The sequence below is a fragment of the Vibrio sp. Vb1980 genome (genome assembly GCF_033338615.1).
Classification (GTDB): domain Bacteria; phylum Pseudomonadota; class Gammaproteobacteria; order Enterobacterales; family Vibrionaceae; genus Vibrio; species Vibrio alginolyticus.
In genome coordinates this window covers 690,497-709,386 of the sequence record NZ_JAWOSZ010000001.1, presented here as the reverse complement: position 1 = coordinate 709,386, position 18,890 = coordinate 690,497, and the positions used below count along the sequence as shown (strand labels likewise).

Below are 18,890 nucleotides of genomic sequence, written 5' to 3'. Positions count from 1 at the left end.
AAAGTAGGCTCTGCATGGCTTTGGTTCGGGCAGCAATGACACTGCCCTCGTCTAGGACTGGTTACATTGAGCTTTGATCGAAATCGTTGCCTTGGTCAGTACCCGTTTGAGTATCCGAGTCGAAGCTGCCAGAGTCATCCGTGAAGTCAACACCTTGATCTTGACCTCCCGCACTTGTCCAGTCGCTGCCGCCAGATTCCATACCCGCCATATCTGGTTGCTGATCTTGAGCAGAACTTTGCATGGTGTATTGATCATCGACTTCAACTTCAACTGTACCACTCGCACCTTCTACTGCGCTGCCCAATTCGTCGTAACCTTGGAATTGGATTTCGCTCGTACCTTCGTAACCTTCTGGTAGGTCAACCGATACTGGTTGGTTCAGGTTGCCACTTAATGTGAAGCTGCCATCGCCATTATCCAGTGCGTTGCTTACTGATGCACCATCAGGTAGACCGGACATTTCTGCATAATCCACCGATTCGTTACCACTGACCTCATCTGGAACCGAGATAGAAATGGTATCGCCTGGTGCTGCAGTCACATCAGCTGCGCTCTCCTCTTCACTGTCTGCACCGTTTGCTGCTTGCTCTTCAGGCTGTTGCGCTTCGCCGACTTGCTGCTCTGATGATGCTTGAGCAGTTTGGATTTGTGGCTCCTCGCTTTGCGCTGAGTCGTCCGCAACTTGGATGCTCAGATTCTGAGTCGATACCTCACCGTTGTCGTTGACCTGAACATCCATAGCCAAATTGCCATCGAAGTCATCGTTCGGCCAGTATGTCCACTCTTCATCACCTGATTTCGCGAAGAAACCTGCATCGTTTGCATCGGCGACATCCAACACTTCTGCTGAAGGGCTAATGCCAAGCTCATCAATCAACTGTGCTTCCGTTAGTGTTAGTGAACCATCATCAGCCAGTGCGTAGCCTTCGCTAGTTGTGGTTTCACTCTCACCTTGGATGTCGACATTAAAGAAGCTCTCAATGCGGTTTTCACCGTCAGTTGCAATAAAGCCAACTTGAACATCTCCGGTGTAGCCTTCTGCTGGTGTGAATTGGTAGTTACCTTGATTATCGGTCTCTATCACACCTTGACCTTCCATTAGGCTCACTGACTCAATGCTCAAGCTGTCGCCTTCTGCATCGCTCAAGGTCGATAGCATGTCATCGTTGGTGAACGACAAGGTGCCATCCGCTGCCATCTCTGTGGTAGAAATGCTGTCGATTTCTGGAGAAGCATTCTCTTGTGGTGCGTCTTCTTTCACGACCACGCCTGTTTGCTCATCATGAAGCACACCGTCTTTATCAATCACGTAAGCGATATCCGCTTCACCAGTAAAGCCTGGTGCTGGATTGAATGTCCATGTGCCATCACCGTTATCGACTATCTCACCTTGGCTGCGATCAGCTAGGTGAACGAATTTCACTTCATCACCCGCGTCAGCGTCTACGTTTTCTGCCAATCCGATTAGGTCATCAGCGGTTAGGATAACGGGTTCACCCGCTAGGGTTTCGAAGTCACCTGAATCGATACCATCTTCGAACTCTTCTGGCTCGTCACCATAATCCACCGTTGTTGCGGTCACGGTTACGAAGAACTCGCCATTAAAGTCAGCCGGAGGCGTCATTTGCAAGTCTGAAATATCCCACTCGTTCAAGTCGATGTATTGACCCGGTTCCGTAATAGTAATGGTGTTCACACCATCCGTAACTTCGAAGCCAACAGGGAAACCAGTCATCACTAGGTTACTTAGCGTTTCTGAATCGTCGATTAGACCGACATTCAAGCCTAGGTGACCCGTTTCGTCCTCACCGAAGACTAACGGACCATCATGGTCGGTTGTGATGACCGCGCCATCCGCAACAGGGCGAACAAACACTGGTACATCAAGTACTGTTTCAAACTCACCGTCACTTACCACAACTTGCAAGTCAGAAACCCCTGCAAAATCGCCAGTCGGTGTGAATGTCCAAGTACCATCACCGTTGTCTGTTACCTCACCACCATCTTCACCTTCTGCGGTGATAATGCGTGATACGACTAGGTTTTCAGTATCGATATCGCCGAACAAGTTCATCAGGTCGCCAGCGTCGAAGGTGAATGCGCCATCTTCGTCGGTTGCCATAAAGGCATTACCCACATTGAATGGAGCATCGTTGACTGGAATAACATCCACATTCAACGAGCCTTCAACCACTTCTTCACCATCCGTCGCGGTGTAGCCCAGTTCCACCAAACCATTAAAGTCTTGAGTGGTCACCAAGTGGTACATACCATCTGGTTGCTGAGTTAATGTCGCGCTTGCAGGAGCACGAACCGTGATGCTTTCTACGCTGATTTCGTCACCATCAAAATCCGTAACTTGATCAGCGATGTAAGCTGGGTCAATCACCATGACCACATCTTCTTCGCCTTGCATCTGGATGGTTGGCGCTTCTGGTGCATCGTTAACCGCTTCGACGTTTAGATTGCCTTCAACCGGCGTAACTAAATCACCATCGCTGACGCCGAACGACATTGGCACATCACCATTGAAGTTCTCAGCCGGAGTGAATGACCAAGTACCATCACCGTTGTCTAGCAAGTCACCGTATTGCTCATCAATCACTAAGTCGACAGCAGACAGTTCGTCGTAGGTGTTATCGATGTCTGTCGCGTTAACAAGCAACATGTCCTGCGTGATAAGAATGGTGGTATCTTCGGTGCCAGCAATATTCACTGGCGTTGATTGCGGCGCATCGTTAATTGGGTTCACCGTTAGGTCGACGCCCACTTCCACGCTCGCACCATCGTTATCAATCAAGTCGAAGCTTAGGTCGATATCGCCATTGAAGTTCGCATCAGGCGTAATCGTAAAGCTACCATCTTGGTTCTCAACAACGGTTGCATTGGCTACCGCGGTTAAGTTCACTGCTTCTAGATTATCGCTGTCTACGTCACCCGCTTGAGCCAGTAACTGCTCTTGACTCAATGTGATTGAACCGTCTTCATCGACGCTGTAAGCCAAGTCGCCAGATACCGGAGCATCGTTGACTGGCAATACATCAATGTTCGCGTTGGTTGTCGCAGTTGCACCGTCTTCATCAGCGACGACTACGTCTAGGCTTACGCCACCGTTGAAGTTTTCATTTGGTGCGAAGCTGTAAGTGCCATCGTCATTCGCCGTTAGAATGCCGTCGTTACCACTGTAAGAGACGCTTTCTAGGCTCACGTCGCCTTCCACATCGCTTGATTGCGCTAGCAGTTGCTCTTCCGTGAAGATAATGACTTCGTCTTCATTGACAGAGTAACTTGTCGCACCTGCGATTGGTGGATCGTTCACCTCAAGAACGGTAATACCCGCAGTGGTTGAGTCTGTCGCACCCTCTTCATCGACAACTACAACGTCTAGGCTGACCTCGCCATTGAAGTTCTCGTTTGGAGAGAAGGTGTACGTACCATCACCATTGTCTTGGAACACGCCATCTGCGCCGCTGTAGCTGACACTATCAATCGCGACTTCGCCTTCGACGTCAGATGAGTTAGCCAATAACTGCTCGTTACTGATGGTGATCGAATTGTCTTCATGCACCGTGTAAGACGTGCTGCCTGCAACCGGTGGATCGTTCTCTGGCGTCACGCTTACGTCGATATTTGCGGTCACGGTATCCGTGCCATCAGAAACATCGAAGGTAAAGTTCACATCACCATTGAAGTTCTCGTTTGGAGCAAAGCTGTAGGTACCATCACCGTTATCGGTTAGGACACCATCGGCACCAGTGTAATTGACACCTTCTACCGATAGGTCATCACCATCAATATCCGTTGCGCCATCAAGCAGATCTTGGTCAGTGAAGGTCAACACGCCATCTTCACCAATGGTGAACGCTTGATCCTCAGGCTGCGGTAAGTCATTAACTGGGTTAACCGTTAGGTCAGCCGTTGCAACGATAGTATCGGTGCCATCGTTGATATCGAACGTGATATCAATGTCGCCATTGAAGTTCGCGTCAGGCGTAATGGTAAAGCTGCCATCGTCATTAGCCGTAACCGTCGCATCACCGTCAACCACTAGGTTAGATGCAGTTAGTGCATCACCTTCTACATCCGTTGCTTGTGCCAACAATTGTTCTTGGCTTAGCGTGATTGAGTTGTCTTCGTCGACACTGTAAGCCAAGTCACCCGATACTGGAGCATCATTGATAGGCAGAACATCAATGTTTGCGGTCGTCGAAGCGGTCGCACCATCTTCGTCCACGACTACAACATCAAGGTTCACTTCACCATTGAAGTTTTGGTTTGGTGCAAAGCTGAACGTACCATCACCATTGTCGGTAAAGATACCTTCGCTGCCACTGTAGCTCACGCTATCTAGTGCTACCTCACCTTCAATATCGGAAGAGTTTACCAACAACTGTTCTGCACTGATGGTAATGACTTCATCTTCATCAATGGTGTAACTGGTTGTGCCTGCGATTGGTGGATCGTTCACCTCAAGAACGGTAATACCCGCTGTTGTTGTATCAACCGCGCCGTCCTCGTCAACCACGACAACATCTAGGCTAACATCGCCTGTAAAGTTTTCGTTTGGTGAGAAGGTGTAAGTACCATCGCCATTAATTTCTAGCACACCGTCGTTACCGCTGTAGCTCACGCTGCTGATCGCAACATCACCCTCGATATCAGACGAATTAGCCAGTAGTTGCTCATCACTAATGGTGATCGAGTTGTCTTCATGTACGGTGTAAGACGTGCTGCCCGCAACTGGCGGATCGTTCTCTGGCGTCACACTCACATCAATGTTGGCAGAGGTCGTATCCGTACCGTCTGACACATCGAAAGTGAAGTTCACATCGCCATTGAAGTTCTCGTTCGGTGCGAAGCTGTACGTGCCATCGCCATTGTCGGTTAGGACACCGTCTGCACCTGTGTAAGTCACGCCTTCAACGGTTAGGTTGTCACCTTCTACATCCGTCGCGCCTGTTAATAGGTCTGCATCTGTGAAGGTAAGAAGACCGTCCTCACCCACTGTGAACGCTTGATCTTGTGGCTCTGGAGCATCATTGACTGGTGTTACTGTTAAGTCGAGGCCAGCAGCAACCACTTCTTCCCCGTCAGTCACATCGTAGGTGAACTCGATGTCACCGTAGAAGTTCTCGCTCGGAGTAATGGTGAAGCTGCCATCCTCGTTCATTTCAACCGTTGCATTTTCATCATTGGTGCTCAGGTTGATTGCACTTAAGTCATCGCCATCGATATCAACAGCGTGCTCCAGTAACTGCTCTTGAGTTAGCGTAATACTATTGTCTTCGGCAGTGACTGCGCTGATATCACCCGTCGCTTCTGGTGCATCATTGGTTGGCGAGATATGAATCGTCACATCTTGCGTTGCTGTTGCTGTGGTTCCGGTATCCACATCTGTAGAGGTTGCATTCACGGTTAGCGTCACATCGCCATTGAAGTCCGCAGAAGGAATAAACTCTAGCCCTTCTAGCTCGCCTGGTTGTAGTGACCAAGTGCCGTCGCCATTATCAACACCTGCTGATAGTGCGCTGCCTTCTGGCACGTCTTCAATCAAGATAGCGAGGTTTTCTGAACCATCGGTATCGGTCAATGCGGCATCAATATCAAGCGGCACTGGTGTATCTTCGGTACCAATGATTTGGTAATCCGCGTCCGCTACCGTGATTTCGATGTTGTCGATGCCGAATGACTCGTCAGGAATACTTTGGTTTAGCGTAGAACCAAAGCCTAACTGAAGCTGACCGTCTTCCACCGGAACGGTTAAGTTAACTTGGTGTGCTTGGTCGTTCCAACCACTGAAGCCTTCACGTTGAGAGGCTCCGTGGATCACTTCACCCACTTCGTTACCGTCAGAATCGTAAAGCGTTGTCGTACCATCTTGAGTACGGAACGCGGAGTTCTCCAAGGTGGTTAGCTGTTCGCCGCCGACAAAGATTTGGAACGACTCGCCATCCCATGAATCGATTTCGTAGAAGCTAAACGAGATATTCACTTCATTAACATCACTTGGAATATCGTAGGTTTTGCTGACCGCTTCATCACCGCCAGTGCCACCAATACGACCCAGCATGTCGCCCGTTTCGAAGCCTTGTGAGCTTTCGGTGTTCGCGTTCCAACCGTTCGAGCCAGACTCGAAGTTATCAGAAGCAATCACCAAGTCCGAAGCAATCGACAGCTCTGGCATATCAACCACAGATTGAACATCAATGTTCGCTTCAGCAGGAACCGTTGCGGTGCCATCGTTGACATCAAACGTTACGTTCACGTTGCCATCGAAGTTTTCATTCGGAGCAAAGGTGTACGTGCCGTCACCGTTATCAACCAAAGTACCGCTGTCAGAAGCAACGTTTTCAACCGTTAGGTTATCACCATCGATATCACCTGCATTTTGCAGCAGTTGCTCTTCGGTGAAGGTGAAGCTGGTGTCTTCTTGCGTGACAAACTGTGGCTGACCAACCGTTGGTAGGTCGTTCACTGGGTTCACAGTCAGATCGGCAGTCGCTTGAATGGTTGCATCGCCGTCCGTAATGTCGAAGCTCAAATCAATGTCGCCATTGAAGTCCGCATCTGGTGTGATTGTGAAGCTGCCGTCATCGTTCGCAACAACGGTCGCATTGCTGTCAACAGTGAGGTTAGATGCGGTTAGGTCATCGCCATCTACGTCGCCGGCTTGCGCAAGAAGTTGCTCTTGGCTGAGAGTGATAGAACCATCTTCATCCACGCTGTAGGCCAAATCACCTGATACCGGAGCATCATTGATTGGCAATACATCGATGTTTGCATTGGTTGACGCAGTTGCACCATCTTCATCGGTCACGACAACATCTAGGCTGACATCACCGTTGAAGTTTTCGTTTGGCGCGAAGCTGAATGTGCCATCGCCGTTGTCAGTAAAGATACCGTCAGAGCCGCTGTAGCTGACGCTATCAATCGCCACCTCACCTTCAACGTCAGAAGCATTCGCCAACAGCTGCTCAGAGCTAATGGTGATGACTTCGTCTTCGTTGACTGAGTAGCTAGTTGCACCGGCAATTGGCGGATCATTCACCTCAAGAACAGTAATGCCAGCGGTGGTTGAGTCCGTCGCACCGTCTTCATCTACCACGACAACATCTAGGCTGACTTCACCATTGAAGTTCTCGTTTGGAGAGAAGGTATACGTACCATCACCATTGTCTTGGAACACGCCATCTGCGCCGCTGTAGCTGACGCTGTCAATTGCGACTTCGCCTTCGACGTCAGATGAGTTAGCCAATAACTGCTCGTTACTGATGGTGATCGAATTGTCTTCATGCACCGTGTAAGACGTGCTGCCTGCCACTGGTGGATCATTCTCTGGCGTCACGCTTACATCGATATTCGCCGTCACGGTATCCGTGCCATCAGAAACATCAAAGGTAAAGTTCACGTCGCCATTGAAGTTTTCGTTTGGCGCGAAGCTGTAAGTGCCATCACCATTGTCGGTTAGAACACCATCTGTGCCAGTGTAAGACACACTTTCTACCGATAGGTCATCACCATCGATATCCGTTGCGCCATCAAGTAGGTCCTCATCAGTGAACAGCAAGACGCCATCTTCACCAATGGTGAACGCTTGATCTTCTGGCTGCGGCAAGTCGTTAACTGGATTAACCGTTAGGTCAGCCGTTGCAACAATAGTGTCGGTGCCATCGTTGATGTCGAACGTGATATCAATGTCACCATTGAAGTTCGCATCAGGCGTAATGGTAAAGCTGCCATCATCATTTGCCGTAACCGTTGCATCACCGTCAACCACTAGGTTAGTCGCGGTTAGCGCGTCGCCTTCTACATCCGATGCTTGAGCAAGAAGCTGCTCTTGGCTTAGCGTAATTGAATTGTCTTCATCGACACTGTAAGCCAAGTTGCCCGATACTGGCGCATCGTTGATTGGCAATACATCGATGTTTGCGTTAGTTGCCGCAGTTGCACCGTCTTCATCAACAACCACAACATCTAGACTAACATCGCCATCAAAGTTGGCGTTTGGTGCGAAGCTGAATGTGCCGTCGCCGTTATCGGTAAAGATACCGTCGGAGCCGCTGTAGCTCACGCTATCAATCGCAACTTCACCTTCAACGTCAGAAGCGTTCGCCAACAGCTGTTCAGAGCTAATGGTGATGACTTCGTCTTCGTTCACTGAGTAGCTGGTCGCGCCTGCAATTGGTGGATCGTTCACCTCAAGTACTGTAATGCCTGCGGTAGTTGAATCCGTTGCACCGTCTTCATCGACCACGACAACATCTAGGCTCACTTCGCCATTGAAGTTCTCGTTTGGCGAGAAGGTGTACGTACCGTCACCATTGTCTTGGAACACGCCATCTGCGCCGCTGTAGCTCACGCTATCAATCGCCACTTCGCCTTCTATATCAGACGAGTTAGCCAACAGCTGTTCGTTACTAATGGTGATCGAGTTGTCTTCATGCACCGTGTAAGACGTGCTACCTGCCACTGGTGGATCGTTCTCTGGTGTGACTGTCACATCGATATTCGCAGTCACGGTGTCCGTGCCATCGGAAGCATCGAAGGTGAAGTTCACATCACCATTGAAGTTCTCATTCGGTGCGAAGCTATAGGTACCATCGCCATTGTCAGTTAGGACACCGTCCGCGCCTGTGTAAGTGACACCTTCTACCGATAGAACATCGCCATCGATGTCCGTTGCACCATCCAACAGGTCTTGATCAGTGAAGGTCAACACACCATCTTCACCAATGGTGAACGCTTGATCTTCCGGCTGCGGCAAGTCATTAACTGGGTTAACGGTTAGGTCCGCCGTTGCAACAATAGTGTCGCTGCCGTCGTTGATATCGAACGTGATATCAATGTCGCCATTGAAGTTCGCATCTGGCGTGATAGTGAAGCTACCATCGTCGTTTGCCGTAACCGTTGCATCACCGTCAACCACTAGGTTAGACGCAGTCAGCGCATCACCTTCCACATCCGATGCTTGAGCAAGAAGCTGCTCTTGGCTTAGCGTGATTGAGTTGTCTTCGTCGACGCTGTACGCCAAGTTACCCGATACTGGTGCATCATTGATTGGTAAGACATCGACTGTGATGTAAGTATCGACCTCTGCGCCGTCTTCATCACGAATGGTCACATCCAACTGCACTTGACCATTGAAGTTTTGATTCGGTGCAAAGCTACAAGTACCATCGCCGTTTACTGAGAAGATGCCATCTGGACCGTCGTAGCTGATGCCAACTAGCTCAACATCCCCTTCAACATCCGAAGCATTCAGTAGCACTTGCGATTCACTGAAGGTTAGAACTTGGTCTTCATCGATAGTGTATGCGGTAGGACCTGCGATTGGTGGGTCATTTACCTCAATCACAGTAATGCCTGCAGTGGTCGAGTCCGTTGCACCATCTTCATCGACAACGACAACATCTAGGCTCACCTCGCCGCTGAAATTTTCGTTTGGTGAGAAGGTGTACGTACCATCACCGTTGATTTCCAGCACGCCATCGTTACCGCTGTAGCTCACGCTATCAATCGCCACTTCGCCTTCTATATCAGAAGAGTTAGCCAACAGCTGTTCGTTACTAATGGTAATCGAATTGTCTTCATGAACGGTGTAAGCCGTGCTGCCTGCAACCGGTGGATCGTTCTCCGGCGTCACGCTTACGTCGATATTCGCCGTCACGGTATCCGTGCCATCGGAAACATCGAAAGTGAAGTTCACGTCGCCATTAAAGTTCTCGTTTGGTGCGAAGCTATATGTGCCATCACCATTGTCGGTAAGAACACCGTCCGCGCCTGTGTAAGTGACGCCCTCAACAGATAAGTCATCCCCTTCAATATCGGTAGCACCTGTTAGGAGATCCGCATCAGTAAAGGTCAGCACACCATCTTCACCAATGGTGAACGCTTGATCTTGTGGTTCAGGCGCATCGTTAACTGGTGACACCAATAACTCAAGGTTGGTTGAGACAACATCATCGCCGTCAGACACATCGAACGTAAAGGTGATGTCACCATTAAAGTCCGCATCTGGCGTTAAGGTGTAAGTACCGTCACCATTGTCTGTGATGGTGATGTTTTCATCATCCGTTGCCAAGTTCAGTGCTGTCAGTTGGTCTCCATCCAAGTCACGCGCATTAGCGAGCAAATCTTCTTGCGTGATTAGGATTGAACCATCTTCTTCAACCACAGCAGAAACAGGCAATGCTTCAGGCGTATGTTCAATGTGAGCACCCGTTGCATTGACGTAGATGGTTTGAGAAACGGTTTCAGAATCATTATTTGATAGCTCTGTCGCCGTTGCCGTTACATTGATTTCTAGCTGTTGGTTAAAGTCTTCTGGCAATTGAATCTGTAGCTCTTGTTCAATTGCTGTGGTTGGAAGCGTTACAGAACCATCTGGACCGACTGTTACTTCACCGCTGTAGATCTGGCTGTTCACTTCACCTACATCAATGGTGAAGTTGAAGTCACTATAATCGGCATCGCCGCCACCGTAGAGATCTTCAAAGCCGTAAACCAGTTCACCGTCTTCGTTCACAGTAGTTCGAGTATGTTCAATGCCATCTTGGTTGAGCTCTGAGCTTGTGCCGCCATGGAAGACTGCATCACCAAATTGGCTTTGAATCACGGTTTCAGAACCATCAGCACCCACAAACACGAGTTGTGGGTCGACCGTATCCATGTTCGCAGAAGAGCCATCTGCCGCACGGAACTCATACTGACCATCTTGCATGGACGCAAAGTCATTGAAGTTATGACCGTTAGGAATCAAGAATAGGTTGAAGCTTTCCCCTTCCGAGATTTGGAAGCTGAACTGATCTTGTCCCGGTACGAGGTCACCGCCACCGCCAACTTGAGAGGCATTTTCGTATACCACTTCAACGCCCGTGATGTTGCCATCTTCATCGACTTTGTAATAACCCGCTGTGTTTTGGTAACCCGCGGTTTCACCTTCAAACGTAACCGTGATTTCAGTATCGTTGAAACTGGTGATACCGTTGTCTTGATCGTTAAGTACCCCTTCGTTGTCGTAGCTGATCACCGAACCTTCTGGAACACCATCAACGGTCACAGTCAGCGTTTCTGACAAGTCTTGGTCAACCAATGCTGCGGCGATGTTCACTTCAACAATACCGCCTGGCTCAACCAAGATTGCTTGATCATCCACGTTTCGACCGTCGCCATCAGTGATGACTAGGTCTGGCGCATCTGCCACGGCTTCGATATGGACATTAATGTCTTGCTCAACTTCATCCGTACCGTCAGAAACCGTAAAGCTGAATTGCAAGTCACCACTGAAGTGCTCTTCTGGTACGAAGCTAAATGTACCGTCACCGTTGTCCGTTACAGTACCTTCATCACCCGAGTAGTTAATGCTGGTAACGGTGAGGTCATCACCATCAATATCAATCGCGCCACTTAGCAGATCTTCTTGCGTGAACAGGATGCTGCCATCCTCTTCAATTTGGTACATGCCAGGCGCAACAATTGGAATGTCATTGACTGGATTCACCGTCAATGTCATTTCATTAGCAACACTTAGTTCACCGTCACTCACTTCATAAGTGAATGCAATGTCACCATTGAAGTTTTCCGACGGTGTCACCGTGAAGGTGCCGTCGCCGTTATCCACGATAGAGGCATTCGGATCATTGGTTTCTAGTGCCGTTGCGTATAGGTCATCACCATCTTGATCGCTGGTATTTTCAAGTAGCATCTCTTGTGTCACGAGGATAGAACCATCCTCGTCCACGTCTGCCACGATTGGCGCTGCTTCTGGTGCGTCGTTGACGAACTCAACTTTCAAGTCGATGTTTGCCGCCACCACATCGGTGCCATCGCTCACATCAAACGTGAGGTCAACATTACCAAAGAAGCCTTGCTCTGGCGTTAACGTGTAAGTGCCATCGCCATTGTCTGTTACTTGAACCGTATCGCTTAAACTCGTCACGTTAACAACAGACAGGTCATCGCCTTCGATGTCCGTTGCTTGAGCCAGCAGCTCTGCTTCAGTAATCGTGATAGCTTCGCCGTCTTCTGTGGTGAAGGACAAATCAGGCACATCTGGTAGGTCGTTCACTGGGTTAACGGTGAGGTTTAGATCCGCGGCGACGGTTTCAATCGCGTCAGTTACGTCATAAGTAAATTCGATTTCACCAAAGAAGTTTTCACTCGGTGTAATCGTGAAGCTACCATCAGCGTTCTCAACGATGGTTGCATTAGGATCGTTGGTCGACAGGTTCACCGCTTCAAGGTTGTCACCATCCACGTCCGTCGCGTTCGCTAACAAGTCTTCTTGAGTGATGGTAATTGAGCCATCTTCATCGACGACCGCATCAACAGGGCCGCTGACCTCTGGACCTTCGTTGACGATCTCAACATCGATCTTCGCTGTGCTTGGTGCGCTTGCTTGACCATCGCTGATGTCGAAGGTCAGGTTCACTTCGCCGTAGAAGTTCGAAGTTGGCTCGAAGGTAAAGGTGTTGTCGCCGTTGTCTGTCAACGTACCTTGTGACTGATCAACAAGCAGCAGGTTCTCGATATGCAGAATGTCGCCATCCACATCGGTCGCACCTGATAACAGGTCTTTTGCTTCGATGATGATGGTGCCGTTTTCTAGCATTTGAGTATGCAGCGGCGCACCAGGAACTGGCACATCGTTGACTGGAATAACGGTCAGATCTAGATGGGTATCGACTTCATCGGTGCCATCGAAGACTTTGTAATCGATGTCGACTTCACCATTGAAGTTTTCATTCGGCATAAAGGTGTAAGTGCCGTCGCCATTGTCGACAAGCTCACCGTTGTCACCGCTGTAAGAGATATCAGAGATAGACAACGCATCGCCTTCCACATCACTTGCATTGGCAAGCAAATCGTCCGCGCTAAACGTAATGCCCACATCCTCATCAGTCGACAACACAATCGGACCAGAAACGATTGGCGCATCATTTACTGCTTCGAAGTTGATGTTGATGATGTTGTCGTCGGTTAGCTCACCATCCGTGACTTGGTAACCAAGCTCAATCTCACCGTAGAAGTTCTCATCTGGTGTGACGGTCCATGTACCATCGCCGTTGTCAGTTAACGTAGCGTGCTCCGCGTTATCCCCCACCAGTTCTAGGTTTTGAATATCAAGAACGTCGCTATCGATATCACTCGCTTGTGCGAGAAGCTGCTCTTCTGTGATTACCACAGAGGCAAACTGCGTAGAACCTTCGGTATCGATGGTCACATTTGGCAGATCAGCCGTCAGTTCGATTTCACTGTCACCTTCTCGGATATTCAGTTCTACCGTCTCCGTGATTTCCGTGCCGTCCACGCCAATAGATGTGAACACTGCTTCATCATGACAAGTTTGCGATACCGTCATGTTTTGAACCACGTAAGTACCGTTACCTTGAATTGTTCCTAGCTCAAAGTAAGACACTGGCTCGTTCACCGTTAGGGTGTAATCCGTCTCATAGCTACCACGATCTTCTTTGTGGTAAGTCATCGAGTCGATCAAGTCACCATCGGAGTTGAATGCACGAATTTCGACTTCGGTAAAGTGGCGAGACTCTTCCATAAACCAGCCGCCTAGACCGTCTAGGTGGAAGCTGATTTCGTTGATGTCTTGACCTTCAACGGTTACAGTCAGTTTTTCATCGCCACTCAAACCTTGGCGGTCAGTATCGCCAATACCATGCCCAATGTGCGTGTTACCATTCCAAGCACCAAGAGGGTCGTCGTTACTCTGCACCGTTACGGTCAAATCACCATCAGTGAACTGGCGAGTATATGGGTCAATTTCATCACCCCAATCATCAACACTCGCATTGTCATCAAACGTACCGATTTGAGTGGTATGCGTACCGTTCGCCAACGCATCATCATTTGGAATGAAGCGCACTTCCGTATCTGCAGGAACCTCCTGCCCGACTTCTAGCTGTACCCATTCGTCATTTAGATTCGCTTCAATGATGCCGTTTTCAGGGGCTTGGTCGAGACGTAACGCAGGCTCTTCACGCAGAGAAACACCCACGGTTTGATCTTCTTCCGCTTGAATAAAGATCTCGTCGCCCGCTTCTGGCGCATCGTTGACAGGGTTAACGGTCAGATCCAGCGTGGTCAGAACATCATTTTCGCCATCGCTGATGTTGTAAGTGAAGTCCAAGTCTCCGTTAAAGTTTTCCGTATGCGTAATGGTGAATGAACCATCGTCATTGGCTACGATCGTCGCATCTGGGTCATTGGTTTGTAGATTGCTGGCAACAAGGTCATCACCTTCAATGTCTGTCGCATTCGCAAGCAACTGTTCTTGCGTGATGGTGATGGCATTATCTTCATCCACCTCAGCTTGAATACCTGACGTTTCTGGTGCGTCGTTCACCGCAATAACATCAATACCTGCCGTTGTCGTATCCGTTGCACCATCTTGGTCGATAACCGTAACGTCGAGCGAAATGTTACCGTCAAAGTTCTCATTTGGCGTGAAGGTATATGTGCCGTCGCCATTGTCCACGAAGCTACCGTTGTTACCGGAGTAGCTAACATTCGCCAAGGCGACATCGCCTTCCACATCAGAAGAGTTGGCTAACAACTGCTCGTCACTAATGATGATTTGACCATCTTCTTGAACCGTGTAAGACGTAGAACCTGTCACCGGAGGATCGTTCACTGGTGTCACGCTGACATCAATGAATGCTGGCGTTGAACCTGTGCCGTCAGACACATCGAATGTGAACTGAACATCACCGTTGAAGTTCTCATTCGGCGCGAAGCTGTACGTGCCATCGCCATTGTCGGTAAGCACACCATCTGCACCTGTGTAGAGAACGTTTTCGATAGACAGATCATCGCCATCAATATCCGATGCGCCTTCCAATAGGTCTGCATCCGTGAACAGCAAGGTGCCATCTTCTTCTACCGTGAACTGTTGATCTTGCGCTTGTGGCAAGTCATTCACAGGATTAACCGTAATATCCAGACCAACTTGTACCGAGCCACCATCGTTATCAATGATATCGAAGGTCAGATCTAGGTCACCGTTGTAGTTTTCATCCGGTGTGATGGTGTAACTGCCATCATCGTTGTATTGAATTGTCGCGTTGTCATCTGTCGATAGATTGATGGCTTCAAGGTTCTCGCTATCAATATCGCCCGCTTTGGCAAGCAGCTGCTCTTGGCTTAGCGTGATTGAGCTGTCTTCGTTGATGGTGTAAGCCAAATCACCCGATACTGGTGGATCGTTGATTGGCAATACATCGACATTGATGTGCGTATCAACGGTTGCCCCATTCTCATCTTGAATGGTCACATCCAACTGAACTTGACCATTGAAGTTCTCGTTTGGTGCAAAGCTGCAAGTACCATCGCCATTGACGGTAAAGATACCATCCGAGCCTTCATAGCTGATGCCAACAAGCTCTACATCGCCCTCGATATCAGATGCGTTGGCAAGAATTTGTGACTCACTGAATGTCAGTACTGAATCTTCGTCAATCGTGTAAGACGTTGGACCGGCAACTGGAGGGTCATTCACTTCAATGACGGTAATGCCTGCTGTCGTTTCGTCAATCGCACCTTGCTCATCCGCCACAATCACATCAAGGCTGATATCACCGCTAAAGTTCTCATTCGGCATGAAGGTGTAAGTACCGTCACCGTTGTCTTGGAATACGCCATCGGTGCCTGAATAGGTCACGCTATCGATGGACACTGCGCCTTCCACATCTGAAGAGTTAGCCAGAAGCTGCTCATCGGAAATCGTAATCGCATTATCTTCATCAACCGTGTAAGACGTTGAACCCGCAACCGGAGGATCGTTCACTGGAGTGACGCTCACGTCCACATTGGCAGGTACGGTTTCAGCACCGTCAGAAACACCAAAGCTAAAGCTGACATCACCGTTGAAGTTTTCGTTTGGTGCAAAGGTGTAAGTACCATCACCGTGGTCAGTCAGCACACCATCGCTGCCTGTGTAGCTAATGCCATCAACCGTTAAGTTGTCGCCATCGATATCGGTCGCGCCAGCAAGTAGGTCCGCGTCGGTAAACTGCAGCGTGCCGTCTTCTTCAACGCTGAACTGCTGGTCTTGAGGCACAGGAAGATCGTTAACTGGATTAACCGTTAGATCCGCCGTTGCTTGGATAGTGTCTGTGCCATCTGTAATGTTGAATTGGATATCAATGTCACCATTAAAGTCCGCATCTGGTGTAATCGTGAAGCTGCCATCATCGTTCGCTGTAACGGTTGCGTTTCCATCGACAGTCAAATCGCTAGCAGTCAGGTCATCGCCCTCAATATCAGACGCTTGAGAAAGAAGCTGCTCTTGGCTGAGTGTAATCGCACCGTCTTCATCAACGCTATAAGCCAAATCACCCGATACTGGCGCATCATTGATTGGCAATACATTCACATTGATGACGGTATCAACTTCAGCTCCATCTTCATCTCGAATGGTCACATCAAGTTGAACTTGTCCGTTAAAGTTCTCGTTTGGCGCGAAGCTGCAAGTGCCATCATCGTTAACGGTGAAAATGCCATCCGGACCATCGTAACTAATGCCAACAAGCTCTACATCGCCTTCCACATCAGAGGCATTCAACAGCACTTGCGACTCACTAAACGTCAGAACTGAATCTTCATCAATGGTGTAAGAAGTTGGTCCAGCGACTGGTGGATCGTTCACTTCCAGCACCGTAATGCCAGCAGTGGTGGCATCCGTTGCGCCTTCTTCATCAGCGACGACAACATCAAGCGTCACTTCACCATTAAAGTTTTCATTTGGAGAGAAGGTGTACGTACCGTCACCATTGATTTGCAACACACCATCGCTGCCAGAGTAGCTCACGCTATCAATCGAGACATACCCTTCTAAATCCGAAGAATTTGCCAACAGTTGCGCGTCAGAAATGGTAATAGAGTTGTCTTCGTGAACCGTGTAAGACGTTGAACCAGCCACCGGAGGATCATTCACCGGCGTGACACTCACATCTACATTCGCTGAAACCGTATCTGTGCCATCAGATACGTCGAAGCTGAAGTTTACATCGCCATTGAAGTTCTCATTTGGCGCAAAGCTATACGTGCCATCGCCATTGTCAGTTAGAACGCCGTCGGTTCCTTCGTAGCTGATTCCCGTTACAGAAAGGTCATCGCCTTCAATGTCGGTAGCACCGGCAAGCAGATCCGCATCAGTAAATTGCAGTGTGCCGTCCTCTTCCACACTGAATTGTTGGTCTTGAGGAACAGGCAGATCGTTGATTGGATTAACGGTTAGGTCAGCAGTTGCTTGAACGGTATTCGTGCCATCTGAAATATCGAAGCTAATGTCGATATCACCACTGAAATCTGCGTCTGGCGTGATAGTGAAACTACCATCGTCATTTTGAGTCACCGTCGCGTTGCCATCTACCGAAAGATTAGATGCCGTCAGTGCATCGCCTTCCACATCGGAAGCTTGCGACAACAACTGTTCTTGGCTCAAACGAATCGAGCCATCTTCATCCACTGAGTAAGCAAGATTGCCAGATACTGGCGCATCATCAACTGGCGTAACGTTAACATCAATGTTGGCAGAAACCGTATCTGTACCGTCGGACACATCAAAGCTGAAGTTTACATCGCCATTGAAGTTTTCATTTGGCGCAAAAGTGTAAGTCCCGTTACCGTTGTCGGTCAGGATGCCGTCGCCACCGTCGTAGCTCACGCCTTCAACTGTGAGGTTATCGCCTTCAATATCCGTTGCGCCAGCAAGCAGGTCAGCATCGGTGAAGATCAGCGTGCCGTCTTCTTCCACCTCAAAGGTTTTATCTTCCGGCACTGGTGCGTCATTGATTGGACGAACAGTTAAATCAATCGAGCTAGAAATGGTTTCTTGACCATCACTGATATCAAACGTTAAGCCGAGTTCACCATTAAAATCTGTATCAGGTGTGACGGTATAAGTGCCATCACCATTATCCACAACCGATGCATTAGCACCCACTTGCACGTTGAATGCGGCAAGATCATCGCCATCAACATCACTCGCGTACCCGAGAAGTTGTTCTTGAGTGAAGGTAATAGTGCCATCTTCATCCATGATGTATGCCAGATCTTGCCCTACTTCTGGCGCGTCATTTTCACCTTCGACTTTAATTTGGAACGTTTCGCTCGTAGTTTCGGAGTCGAAATCATCTTCTACTTGCGTCGTGGTTTCTTCGCTGGTGTCTTGTACATCCACCGCGAAGCTCTCTTCAGTGGTTTCTGAATCTAGCTCGTCACCACCTTGAGAACCTTCAGAGTCTGAAGAAGCACTTGGCGCAGATGAAGTTTGTACCGCTTGTCCTTGCGCTTCATTGCCTTCTGCGTCCGAACCACCTTCAGAGCCAGAGGCATCGCCACCACCGACCGCTTGGGCACCCGCCCCAGAATCCGAACCACCGCTGCCCAGAGCCTGGTCACCTGATTCTCCGCTAGAAGCTACACTATCAACAACATTGGATTGTGCAGCGTCAGAGTCGCTGCTACTTTCAGTATCCTCTTCTTGAACTGCGCCACCCGAGCTCACTGCTTCTTCTTCCGTACCCGCGCCACTAGGATTTTCTTCCATCGCACGATTGGCTTCATCAACAGCATCTGCACTTTCAGCACCGGTCGCTACAGTCGAAGAGACGGTCGACTGCTGTTTTTCTTCTTTTGTCCCCGTATCCTTCGTTTCTGTTTGCTCTACCGCATCGTTAAGCTTTTCATTGTCTTTTTCTTGATTAGTGTCGCCTGCCATTACAGCCTCCGTTGCTTTTAGCTAACTGATCGTATTTAGAGGCAGTAAAGGACACCATTTTTAGAAACCAACTTTTTTATACAACTTCTTTCATACCTTTCGAGTTCCATAAAAACAAAAAAATTTGAAAACCCAGTATAAAGATCCTTAC

General features: G+C 49.1%; 1 protein-coding gene. It reads right to left on the bottom strand.

Annotated features, from left to right (window positions below; translation table 11 throughout):
- Positions 1-61 precede the first annotated feature (61 nt).
- Positions 62-18,739: a tandem-95 repeat protein gene (locus R7F64_RS03080; RefSeq protein ID WP_318071447.1), complete on the bottom strand. Its 18,678-nt coding sequence runs from the start codon at positions 18,737-18,739 to the stop codon at positions 62-64.
- Between the last annotated feature and the right edge of the window lie 151 nt (positions 18,740-18,890).

Bases quoted from the DNA above. Each gene is read 5' to 3' on its own strand.
- R7F64_RS03080 (WP_318071447.1), bottom strand. From the start codon at position 18,739: ATGGCAGGCGACACTAATCAAGAAAAAGACAATGAAAAGCTTAACGAT.